The organism is Cephaloticoccus primus, from assembly GCF_001580015.1.
GTDB classification, from domain to species: Bacteria; Verrucomicrobiota; Verrucomicrobiia; order Opitutales; family Opitutaceae; genus Cephaloticoccus; species Cephaloticoccus primus.
On record NZ_LSZQ01000040.1, the window covers coordinates 1 to 13,689 of the forward strand.

Annotated in this window: 10 protein-coding genes; 6 read left to right on the forward strand and 4 right to left on the reverse strand. The window is 65.6% G+C overall.

Annotation, left to right across the window (positions count from 1 at the left end):
• Positions 1-269: 269 nt before the first annotated feature.
• The 3 genes from AXK11_RS04545 to nadE all read right to left on the reverse strand — a co-directional run bounded on the left by AXK11_RS04545 (position 270) and on the right by nadE (position 4,676).
• On the reverse strand, positions 270-2,228 hold the full coding sequence (locus AXK11_RS04545; protein WP_068629758.1) for a SpoIVB peptidase S55 domain-containing protein: 1,959 nt from the start codon (positions 2,226-2,228) through the stop codon (positions 270-272).
• 67 nt (positions 2,229-2,295) lie between these two features.
• Positions 2,296-3,531 carry a glutamate-1-semialdehyde 2,1-aminomutase gene (hemL, locus tag AXK11_RS04550; RefSeq protein WP_068629793.1) on the reverse strand — a complete coding sequence of 412 codons (1,236 nt, stop codon included), beginning with the start codon at positions 3,529-3,531 and terminating at the stop codon, positions 2,296-2,298.
• A 221-nt stretch (positions 3,532-3,752) separates the two neighbouring features.
• On the reverse strand, positions 3,753-4,676 hold the full coding sequence (gene nadE, locus AXK11_RS04555) for an NAD(+) synthase (protein WP_068629760.1): 924 nt from the start codon (positions 4,674-4,676) through the stop codon (positions 3,753-3,755).
• Between the two features lie 158 nt (positions 4,677-4,834).
• Here nadE and AXK11_RS04560 point away from each other — a divergent pair, with 158 nt between their 5' ends.
• The 5 genes from AXK11_RS04560 to AXK11_RS04575 all read left to right on the forward strand — a co-directional run bounded on the left by AXK11_RS04560 (position 4,835) and on the right by AXK11_RS04575 (position 9,408).
• Positions 4,835-5,467, forward strand: a complete 633-nt coding sequence (locus AXK11_RS04560) for a Maf family protein (RefSeq protein WP_068629794.1) — start codon at positions 4,835-4,837, stop codon at positions 5,465-5,467.
• 139 nt (positions 5,468-5,606) lie between these two features.
• Positions 5,607-6,761 (forward strand): hypothetical protein, encoded by a 1,155-nt coding sequence (locus AXK11_RS04565; protein ID WP_068629762.1) that lies wholly within the window; start codon positions 5,607-5,609, stop codon positions 6,759-6,761.
• Positions 6,758-7,648, forward strand: a complete 891-nt coding sequence (locus AXK11_RS04570) for an RluA family pseudouridine synthase (RefSeq protein ID WP_231865758.1) — start codon at positions 6,758-6,760, stop codon at positions 7,646-7,648. The genes AXK11_RS04565 and AXK11_RS04570 overlap by 4 nt, the downstream gene beginning before the upstream one ends.
• 434 nt (positions 7,649-8,082) lie before the next feature.
• On the forward strand, positions 8,083-8,226 hold the full coding sequence (locus tag AXK11_RS09730; protein WP_156469200.1) for a hypothetical protein: 144 nt from the start codon (positions 8,083-8,085) through the stop codon (positions 8,224-8,226).
• Positions 8,227-8,346: 120 nt separating this feature from the next.
• Positions 8,347-9,408, forward strand: a complete 1,062-nt coding sequence (locus AXK11_RS04575; protein WP_068629763.1) for a 3-deoxy-D-arabino-heptulosonate 7-phosphate synthase — start codon at positions 8,347-8,349, stop codon at positions 9,406-9,408.
• A 366-nt stretch (positions 9,409-9,774) separates the two neighbouring features.
• On the opposite strand, the gene mutS is transcribed toward AXK11_RS04575, so the two are convergent.
• Positions 9,775-12,372 (reverse strand): DNA mismatch repair protein MutS, encoded by a 2,598-nt coding sequence (mutS, locus tag AXK11_RS04580; protein ID WP_068629765.1) that lies wholly within the window; start codon positions 12,370-12,372, stop codon positions 9,775-9,777.
• A 491-nt stretch (positions 12,373-12,863) separates the two neighbouring features.
• Here mutS and AXK11_RS04590 point away from each other — a divergent pair, with 491 nt between their 5' ends.
• On the forward strand, positions 12,864-13,673 hold the full coding sequence (locus AXK11_RS04590) for an alpha/beta fold hydrolase (RefSeq protein ID WP_068629770.1): 810 nt from the start codon (positions 12,864-12,866) through the stop codon (positions 13,671-13,673).
• Positions 13,674-13,689: the final 16 nt, after the last annotated feature.

Genomic DNA, 13,689 nt, shown 5'->3' on the forward strand with positions numbered 1-13,689 from the left:
AAATATCGCTATGGAGGTGGATGGAAAGTTGATGAGTATCCGTCACTATTGGCCGGGCAAGAACTGGTGGTGCGAGTGGACTTATTATGACCTTATAGTCGCTACTAATGACCGGTGGGTTCCGATTCCTGAGGCGGGTACTTATGGCGCGGCTTTTGCCGCTTTGGGACTCGGTGCGGTGCTCCTTCGGCGAAAGGGCAGGCGAGGAGGAGAGCGGAGCACGAAAGGGGGCGACGTTGTGCAGTGCGGGGAAGGAGCGTGTGTGCGGCTTAATCGACGACGCGGAAGCTGAGGCGGTGGGCGGTGGTGACGAGCCGGTCGGGGAGGCTTTGCGTTTCCCAAAGGACCGTGCCCGTACGGCGGCTCTGGTAGCGGGCGGAGTCGCTGCGCTGGGCGATGCGGGCGAGTGAGGCGGGCAGCTCGCGCGTGGCCTGCGCCTGGTCGAGGAAGAGGCCCGCGCGCTCGACGACGGCGATGCTCAAGCCCGTGTTGCTGCGCGCCTGACGGACGAAGTCGAGGTACGCGGAGAAGCTGCGCAGCTGCGTGTTGTTGTTTATGAACTGGCGGCCCGTGACCTGGTCGAGCAGATCGCCGCGAGCGACGATGACTTCGAGCGACTTGCCCAGCCACTCGGGCGAGATCGGGATGGGGATGCGCGTGCGGCTGACCGCGCCCTGGAAGTTTCGCCACTGGATCGTGAGCGTGAGCGGCTCCCCGGGGGCGAGCTCGCTGCGCGAGAGCTGCACGGACTCGATGGTCGTGAGCGGGTTTTCCGCCAGAGGGCGCAGGCGCAGCTTCACCTCGGTGGGGAAGACGCGTTCGTAGGGGTTTTGCATGAGGCTGCCGATGCCGCGCGCGAGATCGCTGATGCCTTGCAAGGCGCCTTGCGCCCCGGCGAGGAGCGTCTCGAAACGCACGGGAGCCTCGCCCGGGAAACTGAACTCGGCGATGAGTCGCGCGCCTTCGTTGAGGCCCGCATCGTTTGAGCCGAGCGTGGCTTGTGCTGCGCCAACGCCGACTGCCAGCGGCATGAGTTGCGGGTGCGGCACGACGCTAAAATGCAGCGTGCGCGCGGCAGCAGTGGCGGTGCCATGAGCACCGCTACCGGTCGGCGCAGCGGGTACGGCATTTGCCTCGCCGTGGCGGCTTGGCGCGGTGGGCTCAATCGCGACCTCGACCGGAATCATAGGCGGGGTTTTCCCAAAAAATCCGGCGATTGCGGAGAGCCGGTCCTGATTGATCGTGCCGATGAGCTCGCCCGTGTTGGCGATTTTTACCGAGTTCTCGCTTGAGGGCAGGATCGTGACGATCTCGGCGCGCGCCATCGGTAGCGCGACTTCGCCCAAGCTCATCATCGGATGGCCAAAGGCGATAAGCCGGTCGCCCTCGACGTAGGAGACGGTGCCCGTCCCTGCGAGGGAGATATCGCCCGTAGTGAGCGCGACGGCGACGGCATCACCCGGGCGCAGCCTGTCTTTATCTGGCGCGCCGCCCGCTGCCGTTGCATCCAGTCCGCCCCTCCCGCTCCTCCCGCCGAGTGAGGAAACCCGGAGCCCGAGCTCGGCAAACTGCGGGCGCAGCCAATCGACTACCTGCGGCGAAAGCCCGCCCACGGCGAAGACGGGCGAGAGCGGGCGCAGCACATCGGCAGTCGGCGCAGTGGCGGGGGCGGACTTGCGGGCGGCGGTGGTCGTAGCAAGCGTGGGGCCGCCATTACGGCGCGCGGACTCCTCGGTTTGAGCGGCGGCGAGTTGTCGGGATTTTTCGCCAACTTCGAGCAGGTCTTCTATCGGCGTAAAACCTGCGTAGCGCACGGTCTCAAACTTCTGGACCTGATAGGAGAGCGCACCCGCGAGGCGGCCTTCGATATAGAGCGGACTGCCGCTCATGCCCGCGACGGCGCCCATGTGTTGCACTCGCGCGTCGGTGAGCAGGCAGAGGATGAGCGACTTGCCCGGGCCGAGCGCGTCGTGGATCACGCCCGTCACCTCGACCTCAAAAGGCTCGGGCTCGGTGCCGCGAAAAACCGTCCAGACCTCCCCGCGCATTCCGGGGCGGAGCTCTGCGAGCGGCAAAAACTCGGGGTTGGCCGGCTGGACTGCGGATAGGCGCGGCGGGAGGGGCGGCTCGGTCGGCGCGACTGTGGGCGGGGCAGGGGGCGTTTGTGCAGCGAGCTGCGGCAGGGAAGAAAGCGCAGCGAGGAAAACGGGGAGGAGCAGGGATCGCATTTTATAAGGGAAGGGCGGCCCGGGCGGGTGCCCCTTGGTTTGAATCGGTGAGCGGGGGAGCGCGGTCTTAAAGTAAACGGATGGCTTCGGCGATCACGTCGCAGGCGCGGTCGATTGCCGGACCCGCGTGGGCAGTGCTGATGAAGCCCGCTTCGTAAGCACTGGGCGCGAGGTAGACGCCGCGGTCGAGCGCCGCGTGAAAGAGCCGCGCGTAGAGCGCTGCGTCGCTGCGCAGCGCGCTGGCGTAGTCGCGCACCGGCTCCGCACTGAAGAAGAAGCTGAACATGGAACCGCACTGCGGGACCTGGAGCGCGATGCCTTTTGCGCGCGCCGCAGCGAGCGCGGCGTCGCGCAGTTGGCGCCCAAGCGCAGCAAGCTGTGCGTAAGGGTTTTCTTCTTCGAGCAGCCGCAGCGCAGCGATGCCCGCCGCGACGGCGAGCGGATTTCCGCTGAGCGTGCCCGCTTGGTAAACGGGGCCGAGCGGCGCGAGGTAGTCCATGACTTCGGCGCGGCCACCGAAGCCGCCGACGGGAAGGCCGCCGCCGATGATTTTTCCCAAACAGGTGAGGTCGGGGCTGATGCCTTCGAGCTCTTGCACGCCGCCGCGCGCGAGCCGGAAGCCGGTCATCACTTCGTCAAAAATGAGGAGTGCCCCATACTTCCGGGTGATGGCGCGCAGGTGGGCGAGGTAGCCCGGATCGGGCATGATGAAGCCGACGTTTCCGCAATAGGGCTCCAGAATGACGGCGGCGATTTTCTCGGGCTGCGCGGCAAAGGCGGCGTCGAGCGCGGCGCAATCGTTGTAGGGCAGGACGAGGGTTTCCTGGGCGAAGGCCGCAGGCACGCCCGCGCTGTCGGGGTGGCCGTGGGTGAGCGCGCCCGAGCCCGCCTTGATCAGCAGCGAGTCGCTGTGGCCGTGGTAGCAGCCGGAGAATTTGATGATGCGGTCGCGCCCCGTGAAGCCGCGCGCCAGCCGGATGGCGGACATCGTGGCCTCGGTGCCGCTGTTGCACAGGCGCAGCTTCTGGATCGAGGGGAAGAACTGGGTGATGAGTTCGGCGAGCTCGATCTCGCCCAGATGCGGCGTGCCAAAGGAGGTGCCGCGCCCGAGTGCCTCGGCGATTGCGGCGCGGATTTTCGGGTGGTTGTGCCCGTGGATCGCGGGCCCCCAGGTGCAGACAAAGTCGATCAACTCGCGCCCGTCACTCGTGGTGAGTGTGGCCCCTTGGGCGGAGCTCACGAAAAAGGGCGTGCCGCCAATCGCGCGGAAAGCGCGCACGGGCGAGTTTACCCCGCCGGGCATGACTTGCTGCGCGCGCTTGAATGCCGCTGCCGGCGTAGAAGCTGCGACGGGCTCTTCGGGGCTTTCATTTGGCGCGCGCTCGGCGGCGAAGGCCTCGGCCTCTCTTTCATGCGCGCGCTCGTTGGTGCGCGTCGAGGGAGTGGCATCAGGAAAGTTTTTGAGCGAGTCGGCAGCGCTGTGTTGTGCAGCGTGGGCTTCAGTTTGTGCGGCGGGAGTGGTCGTCATTGCGAGAGGCTGAGGTTGAGTGCGGGGGCGGCTTGGGCGCGTTTGTATTCGGAGCGGTCGACCTTGGCGGCGATGTCGTTGACGAGTGCCTCCGCAAAGCCTTCCGCCACGAGTTCGGCACGCGTCGCGCCGTCGTCGAAATAGCGCCGGAGCACGGCGTCGAGCACATCGTAGGGCGGCAGGCTGTCCTGGTCTTTCTGGCCCGGGCGCAGCTCGGCACTGGGCGGCTTATCAATCGTGTTTTGCGGGATGATCTCGCCCCTCCCGCTCCCCCCGCCCAGCTCGCGGTTGATCCAGCGGCTGAGCGCGTAGACCTCCGTTTTGTAAAGGCCGGCGATTGGCGCGAGCCCGCCGCACATGTCGCCGTAGAGCGTGCAGTAGCCGACGGCGGCTTCGCTTTTGTTTCCAGTGGCGAGGAGCAGCGCGCCAAACTTGTTGGAGAGCGCCATCATGAGCAGGCCGCGCATGCGGGCCTGGATGTTTTCCTCGGTGAGGTCGGGTGCGTAGCCGGTGAAGAGCGGGGCCAGGGCGGCCTCGGCGGCAGCGACGGGCGCGGCGATCTCTATCGTCTCGAAGCAGATGCCGAGGTTTTGGGCGAGGGCGCGGGCATCGTCGCGCGAGTGTTGCGAGGAGTGGACGGAGGGCAGCGAGACGCCAGTCACGCTGGCCGCTCCGAGGGCCTCGACCGCGAGCGCGGCGACCAGCGCGGAGTCGATCCCTCCGGAGAGGGCGACGAGCACGCGCTGAAAGCCGTTGGCTCGGGCGTAGTCGCGGATCCCGCCGGAGAGCGCCGCGTAGAGCTCGGGGAGCGGCCAGATCGGATGAGCGGGTTTTCCGCTGTTGGTCGAGCTGCCGTGGGCTGGGCGGCGGCGGGCGAGCGGGCCTGCGGTGGTGCGGATTTGGGCGGGGCCGGTGGGCATGGGATTTTTTAAGTGGTGTCGCGGAGGCGGTGTGGAAACGCGTGAGGAGGCAAGGCTTTGGGGGATTTCGCCGAGCTAGCAACCCGCAAGGCTTGCCGGTCGCAGCTTACGGCTTACTCCGGTTTGCCCTCCCGCCGCCTCCCTCCCTCCCGCTCCTGATGAGTGCCACCCAAAATCACATAGGCCCAAGCCAATCTCCCTGCCTCCCGCATCCGTCGCCACGGCAGCGGCTCATCCTCGCCTCCGCCTCGCCGCGCAGGCGCGAGCTGCTCGCGCAGTTGATCAGCGGTTTCGATATCGTCGCCGCAGAAGTCACCGAGCACGAAGATCCGGCGACCGATCCGCGTGTGATGGTCGCGCACAATGCCGCGCTAAAGGCCGACTGGGTGGCGGAGCGGCACCCTGAGGCCGTGGTGCTCGGCGCGGACACGACGGTTTTCATCGGCGAGCGCGTGCTCAACAAACCGGCTGGCGCGGCAGAGGCGCGGGCGATGCTGCGCGAGCTCAGCGGCCGCACGCACACCGTGTTTACCGGACTGGCGCTGCGCTGCGGGCAGAGCGGCCTGCGCCTCGAAGCGCGCGTGAGCAGCGAGGTCACGTTCAAGCCGCTGGAGGAGGCATTGATCGAAGCCTACCTCGCCAAGGTTCACACACTCGACAAGGCGGGCGGCTACTCGATCCAGGAGCATGGGGAAATGATCGTGGCCTCGCGCCGCGGCTCGCTTTCAAACATCATCGGCTTGCCGCTGGAGGAAACGAAAGAACTCCTCGTCCGGGCGCGGGTCTTGTGATGGGCTTCTCGCGATCCGCTGCCATGTACGTGCTGCGCACGCGGCTCCGGCTTACGCCTCGCGCCCCCGCGCTTTACGCCTACGGATTCACTCCGCCTCATTCCGCCTCTCCCCCTCCCAATCCTTGCTATTTCGTTAAATGGATCTCCTCGCCGAAACGCAGGCCAAGCAGCGCCAGGAGCGCGACCGCAGTCGTGGGCCGCTCCCCGAGATCGTGCGCGGCAGCGGCAAGGATCGCTCGGTGCAGATCGGCATCGCGGGGACGGTCCTCATCCATGTGTTGCTGCTGTTGCTCGGGCCCCGGTTGTTGCGCTTTGAGCACGGCAGCCTGCCGCCGGCTGGCGAGAGGAGCCAGGAGTTCAACATCGAGCTCGAGGACCCGCTGCTTGAGCAACTCGCCGGGCAAGCGCCGCCGCCCGATCCATTTAACTTTGTCGAGGTAAACCCCGATGCGCCGGATAACGAGCCTGACTCGACCGTAAACTTCGGCGCGCAAAACCAGCAGAGCGCGCAGCCCGAAGAGTCGGAGGACATGAGCGGCGACCGCCCTTTCCTCGAAGGCCAAACCGAAATCCAGACCAGCCAGATCGTCTCCGGTGAGCTCACCGAGCAGCCCCCGCCGCTGCCGCCCGAGCCGAGCCCGCCGCCGCCTGTGGAGGAAAACGAAGAGACTGCCGAAGAGCAGGCCGACTCGGCGCGGCGTGAGGAAATCCCTCTGAGCGGTTTTGAAAAACTGCCGAGTGATGGCAGCGACGGTTACGGCTCCAATGTGGCCGAAGTCCCCGAGGGCTCGGCAGAGTTTGACGAATACGTCGAAGGCGTGAAAGACGCGCCCGCGCTTACGGGGCCGCTCGGGCGCTTGCGCATCGATCCGACGCGCCCCCTGCCGAGGCCGCGACTGGAGCCGCAGAAGGTGCGCGCGCGGCCAGCGATCTTTACCGAAAACCTCGCGGGCACCGCAAACATTGGCCCGACGGGGATTGATGCGCGCTGGAGCAACTACGGCCAATACCTCCAGCAACTCATCGAGACAGTGCAGATCCAGTGGGATCGCATCCTGCTCCAGAGCCGCGTCTACCCGGGCTCAAACACTCAGGTGAGCGTGAAGTTTGCCATCAACGACCGCGGCGAAATCGCGCGGATCGTGAGCGTCGAAGGCAGCGCCGGAGAGCTCGGCAAGCAAAGCTGCGTGAGCGCCATCACTTCGCGCGCCCCGTACGGCGAGTGGACGGACGACATGAAGCGCATCCTCGGCGAGGAGCAGGAGATGACCTTTACCTTTTACTACCGGTGAGTGCGCAAGGTGAGGCCGGGTCGCCGAGGGCCGAGGCGGGGCGGGCAGGGCAGGGGAGCGACTGCGCGTGGGATTGGGCGGCGCTGCCGCTCGGGCGCGACGTCGTGCTGCTCGCGCACGATGCCAATGGCGTGGCCGCGCTGTACAAACCGGCGGGCCTGCTCTCGCACCCCAATGCGGGTGGCGACGAGCACCGCGCGCTCCTTCGCGCGCCGTACGATTTGCAGCGGGAGTGCTACGAACTGAGTTCGCCGGAAGCCGGAGTGACGGGCGAGGGGCAGGTCGTCACCAAGCAGCCCGCAAAAAAATCATCCGCTGGGAAAGCCCGCCTCTGGCTCCTCAACCGCCTGGACTCGGCGACCTCGGGCGTGCTGCTCGTGTGCCACACGGAAGGGCTGGCCGAGTCGATCCGGCGCGAGTTTCGCAACCGCTCGGTGCACAAGACCTATGTCGCCCTCGTCTTCGGAAAGCCCGCGCAGCCCTCCGCGCTGTGGCGCGACCGGCTGAGTGTAGAAAAGCGCGGCGGTCAGATCCGCACGCAGGCCACACGCAGCGGTGCACTCAGCGCAGAGTGCCGCGTGCGCGTTTTGCGCAGCGGCGCACTGCACGGCGTCGCGGGCCACAAGGCGCTGTCGCTGCTGCAACTGGAGCCGCTCACGGGCCGCAGCCACCAACTGCGCGTGCAGTGTGCGCGACGCGGCCTGCCAATCGTCGGCGATGCGACTTACGGCGACTTCGCCGCCAACCGTGCCTTCGCCAAAACACACGGCACCAAACGGCTTTTCCTCCACTCGCTGGAAACCCGCTTCGACTACACCTGGCGCGACGCGAACTACTCCTTTGCGGCCACCGCGCCCCTCCCCGAAGCCTTCGGTGCACTACTCTAAATTTCCCGCCGGCGAGGCACCGCCTCGCCACCCAATAAGCCGGTCGAAGCTGACGAGCCGCCAACGAGCGGCTCGCATAATGAGAGGGTCTCTGACCCCACTGCGCGTGGGGCGGTGGCGGGTCGCCACTTCCATTCAATTTGCGATTTTTCCCGTGCGCTGCGCGCCCGGACAAAATCGCAAATTTAACGGGCCATCCCCCAGTCGCGTTGCGACTGGGAGTGAGGCATCAAATGCGGATGGAGCCCGTACCCATTGGGGCGAAGTTTTTGGTTAACGGGTTAGCCGCCCTTTGGTCGGGCATTTTCAACTGTGCGGTTTGCTGCTGTGCGGAACGCACGGCATGCAAACCGCACAGTAAATGGGTGCAGGCACCGCCATAAGACCGGTCTGCGACCGCGCCGCCCGCGTAGGGCCATCCTGCGGCCCCATCCATGCGCTCCGTTGTTGACAGTGCGCTGGGGGCCGCGCAGACCAAGCCGCACTTCATGCAGACCGCAGTCCTTTACGTGTTTGGTTTTAGCTTCTGGCGCTTTTTTTATCGCGCCGCTGCGCACGTGGGCTGCCCAAACGCTTAAGCTGAAGACCCGGATTTTTCTGAAAAACGCTCTCTCACTTAAAAAGGCCGCCCGAAATGGGCGGTCTTTTTTTTTGGATCAAAAACCCATCCCAGACCTCAAACCAACCCGTACACCACGATGATTCTACCCAAAGCCAACTCCCTGAGCCCCAAGCAACTCCGTGAAGTTACCTCAATAGTCGGCGAGTTTGACTGCCAGATCCAGCCAATCGCCGGAGCGCTGCGCACGATCTACGCGATCGTGGGTGACGAGCGTGACGACTTGATGATTAACCGACTCGAAGGCCTAGACTACATCGACCGGATCGACCGCATCCAGTCGCCGTTTAAACTCATGGATCGCCGATCCGACCTTGCGCGGGGCCGCCTGAAAATTGGCGAGATGACGCTCGGAGAGCAGCTCCTGGTCATCGCCGGCCCCTGCACGATCGATCCGAAAAATCCAAATTACTTTTACGAAACTGCGGCTGCCGTAAAAGAAGCCGGAGCCCAAGCCATCCGCGGTGGCGTGTGGAAGCCGCGCACCAATCCCTATAGCTACCAGGGCGATAATCGCTCACTCGATATTTTGATGGAGGGCGCCCGCCGTACGGGGCTGCCCGTCGATACGGAGGTAATGGATGAGGCGCAGCTCGCCCTCGCGCTCGATGCGGGCGTGACGATCCTGCAAGTCGGCGCGCGCAACGCACTCAACTACTCGTTGCTCCGCGCGATTGGCCGCGCGATTGCGCAAAGACCCGAGGTCTCCGTACTCCTCAAGCGCAGCATGCACATGGGGCCGCTCAACGAGTTCATCTCGGCTGCCGAATACATCGCCGCCTTCGGGAATCCGAACATCATGCTGTGCCCGCGCGGGACGACGCCCACACTCGACGGCTACCGCAACCACCCCGACGAAAGCGCCACGCCGCTGCTCAAGGAGAAGACCTGGGCCGCCGTCGTCGTCGATCCCTCCCACTCGGTGGGCAAGGCGGCTTACGTGCCTGCGGCCTCGCTCGCAGCCGTGGCTTACGGCGCAGACGGGCTCTGCATCGAGTCACACATCGAGCCGCAAAAAGGAATCGGCGATGACCCGAAACAGGCCATCACACCCGAGACACTGAAAACGCTGATCTCTCAAGCCCGCGCACTGTGGGAACTGAAACGGCCCGAGGCGGCGGAGACTCAACACGCCGCTTAAAACTGCTGCGGCCCCCCGACAAGTCGAAGACTCCACTGCGCGTGGGGCAGCAAGGCGGCCCTACGCGGGCGGCGGCAGGCGGTGCCTGCACCCGTTCACTGTGCGGTTTGCGTGCCGTGCGTTCCGCACAGCAGCAAACCGCACAGTTGAAAATGCCCGACCAACGGGCGGCTAACCCGTTAACCAACGAACTTCGCCCCAATGGGTACGGGCTCCATCCGCATTTGATGCCCCTCCCCCAGTCGCGTTGCGACTGGGGGAGGTCCCGTTAAATTTGGGAATCGTGCTTCGTCGCGTAGCGACGGGGCCGATTCCCAAATTGAATGGAAGTGGCGACCCGCCACCGCCCCACGCGCAGTGCGGTCTTCATAAGAGGCTGAGCTGTGAGTCGTCGATTGCTTCGACGGTGATTTTCTTGCGTGGGCGGGCTGCTGGGGCGGGCTGGTTTGTGGGGGGCAGGGCGACTACGGCCTCTTCGCTTTCGAGGCGGGAGAGGATTGTTTTGGCGCGCTCGATTACGCTGAGTGGCAGCCCGGCGAGGCGGGCGACCTGGATCCCGTAGCTGCGGTCGGCGGCTCCGGGCTGCACGCGGCGCACGAAGACGATCTCATCGTTCCACTCCTTTACCGTGACCGAGAGGTTTCGCAGGCGCGGCAGGTGTTTCTCAAGTTGGGTGAGCTCCTGATAGTGCGTGGCGAAGAGCGTGCGCGGGCCTGCTTCCGGGTCGGCGTGCAGATGCTCGACGACCGCCCACGCAATCGAAAGTCCATCGTAGGTCGAGGTGCCGCGGCCAATCTCGTCGAGGATGATGAGCGAGCGGCGGGTGGCGTTGTTGAGGATGTTTGCGGTCTCGTTCATCTCGACCATGAAGGTGGAGTTGCCGCGCGCGAGGTCGTCGCTCGCACCGACACGCGAGAAGATGCGGTCTACAAGGCCGATCCGGCACGACCTGGCAGGCACCCAGCAGCCGATGTGCCCGAGCAGGGCGATAAGTGCGACCTGGCGGATGTAGGTCGATTTACCGGCCATGTTTGGGCCGGTGATGAGGGCGAGCTGCGCACCGTTGGAGGCCAGCTCGGTATCGTTGGGGACGAAGGCCGCGCTGCTGCTCGCGCTGGCTGTGGCGGCGGCCTCGGGCGCTTTTAGCCGCTGCTCCACGACGGGGTGGCGGCCTTCCTCGATGAGGAGCTGGTCGCTCTCATCGACGATGGGGCAGGTGTAGTCCCACTCGCGCGCGAGTGTCGCCCAGCCTGCGAGGACGTCGAGCTCGGCGAGCGCGTCCGCCGTGCTGGCGAGCGGCTCGGCCTCGGCCAGGACGGAGGAGACGAGCGCATGAAAGAGGTCTTGCTCGCGGGCGATTGCGCGCTCCTCGGAGGTGAAGATCTCCTTCTCTTTTTGGCGAAGCTCTTCGGTGATGTAGCGCTCACCGCCGACCGTGGTCTGGCGGCGGATGTAGTTTTCGGGGACGAGGTGCAGGTTCGCCTTGGTGACCTCGATGTAGTAGCCGAAGTTGTTGGTGAATTTCACCTTCAGGCTCTTGATGCCGGTGCGCTGCTGCTCTTCGGCTTCGAGTTGGGCGAGCCAGGTTTTGTTGTTGCTGGTGAGCGAGCGCAGCAGGTCGAGCTCCTGGTCGTGCCCCGCACGGATCATGCCGCCATCGGCGACATCGCCCGGGAGTTCGTCGGCCAAGCCGCGCGAGAGCAGGTCGAGAAGCTCGGGCAGGGGCGCGATTCGCGCGCTGTACTCGTCGGCGAGCTGGCCGCCCCAGTCCCCGATATCGGCGCGGATTTTTGGAAACTGCGCGAGTGAGTCGCGGATGCCCGCGAGCTCGCGCGGATTGCGCAGCCGGTTTTGCAGCCGGCCTAGGATGCGGGGAATGTCGCGGACCTGAGAGAGCGAGTCTTGAAGCTCGGCGAGGCGACCGGGCTGCGCGGCGAGCTCGCCCACCAGATGCTGGCGCCGGTGGATCTCGGCGAGTTGGAGCGTGGGGGCGCTGAGCCAGCGCTCAAGGAGGCGTGCGCCGGTGGCGCTCCGGGTGCGGTTGATCGCTTCGAGCAGCGTGCCGTCGCGGGTGCCGCGCGAAGAGCTGAAGATCTCGAGATTTCGCAGCGTGGCGGGATCGAGAAGGAGCGTGCCGCTACTGCGGTATTCCTGGAGCTTGCGGAGGTTTTCGGGGCGGGAGCGGAGGTTTTCCGTGGCGTAGTAAAGGAGGGCGCCTGCGGCACCGAGCGCAGGATGCGTGGCGGCGAGGCCGAAGCCTTCGAGATTGAGCACGCCGAGCGTGTCCATGACGGTCTTCGCTCCGGCAGCGGTCTCAAAGTGGTACGCGGGGACCTCGCTGCGGGTGCGGTCGGCGCAGAACTGGACGAGGTCGCGCAGCTCGGCCTGGCCGCTCTCGTGTGCGGCGACTTGCGCTTGCCAATGCTCAAGATCGCCCTCGGCGAGGACGATCTCGGCGGGCGCAAGCGCGGTGAGGACGGGCAGGAGATTTTCGATGCGCGGATCGCTCGCGAGCCGGAATTCGCCGGTGGACAGGTCGAGCCAGGAGGCGTGCAGGCCGCGCTTATCGTGGGCGAGCGCACAGAGGTAGTGGTTGCGGTTGGCGTCGAGCTGCGAGGCGGCAAGCGTCGTCCCGGGAGTCAGGATGCGGGTGAGCGTGCGTTTGACCAGCTTGCCGGGCTTGACGGGGCCCGACTGGTCGCAGAGGGCGACCTTCCGGCCCGCGGCGAGGAGCTTTGTGACGTAGTTGTCGGCGGCGTGGTAGGGCAGCCCCGCCATCGGGTAGTCCTGCCGCTTGGTGAGCGTGATGCCGAGGAGCCGCGAGGCGATGACGGCATCTTCGTAGAAGAGTTCGAAAAAGTCCCCCAGGCGGAAGAGGAGCAACGTGCCTTCGGGGAGGCCGCGTTTTACCTCGAAGTACTGCTCCATCATCGGGGTAAGTTTCGTCGCCGGTTTTTCGCTCATAGGTGTAAAGGGAGACGGTCGAATAAACTGCAAATGCCGCGCAAGGGCCAAAGGCCCATTATTTTTTCGAGCGAGGGCAACGGGCAGGTCGCCCAAAAGAAGAGTCGAGGAGCGCACTACGCGTGCAGCGGTGGCGGGGCGCCACGTGCCATTGAATTTGCGATTTTGCCCGTGCGCTTCGCGCCCGAACAAAATCGCAAATTTAACGGGACATCCCCCCAGTCGCGTTGCGACTGGGACTGAGGCATCAAATGCAAATGAAGCGGAAACCCATTGGGGCGAGATGAAGCGATTTGCCAGTGAATCACTGATTAACGGTCGGGCCCTTTCTACTGTGCCGCTTGTGGGCCGTGCGTTCCGCACGGCCCACAAGCGGCACAGTAAATGGGTGCAGGCACCGCCTGCCGCCGCCCGCGTAGGGCCGTCCTCCCTTCCTAGGGGCGCGAGAATCGGCGTTGCTGCTTCGGGCCACTGCTGATTGCTGGGCGGCCATGAGTTTGGCACTTTTTCATCGTGAGCTCGGCGGCGAAGTGAGGGAGGGGCGGGAGTTGAAGGAGGGGCAGCCGCCATTGGTCATTTTACATGGGCTCCTCGGCTCGTCGCGAAACTGGCAGACGGCCGGGCGCGACTTGAGCGCGGCTGCCCGGGTCTTCGCGCTCGATCTGCGCAACCACGGGCGCTCGCCGCACGCCGGGCCGATGGATCACGCGAGCATGGCGGGTGACGTGCTCGCGTGGCTGGATGCGCAAAACCTCTCCGCTCCGGTTGATTTGCTCGGGCATAGCATGGGGGGCCGCGTGGCGATGTGGCTGGCCTGCCATCACCCCGAGCGGGTGCGCCGCTTGATCGCCGTGGATACGACCCCGCGCGCTTACGTGTGGCCCGATGGGCGGCCCGAGTTTGCCGCGATGAACGCGCTCGACCTGCGCACACTCACTTCGCGCACCGAGGCCGAGCGGCAGATGGAGCCTTGGGTGAAGGACTGGGGCATGCGGAAGTTCCTCGCGACGAACCTTGAGCGGGACGAAGCGGGTCAGTGGCGCTGGACGATCAACCTGCCGGTGATCACCGCCGCGCTGCCCGCGCTGGAATCGCAAGTCCTGGCCGCGCCGGATCGCTTCGAGGGCGAGGCGCACGTCATCGCGTGTGGCCGCTCGCCCTATGTGCGCGCCGAAGATCACGAGACGATCCGCGCGCACTTCCCCCACGCGCAAATCACGACGCTGCCCGAGTCTGGCCACAATCCGCACATGGAGGCGCGCGAGCGCTTCGTCCAGATCGTCCTAAGCATTATTGCCTAAGGCGCGGCGTATGTTT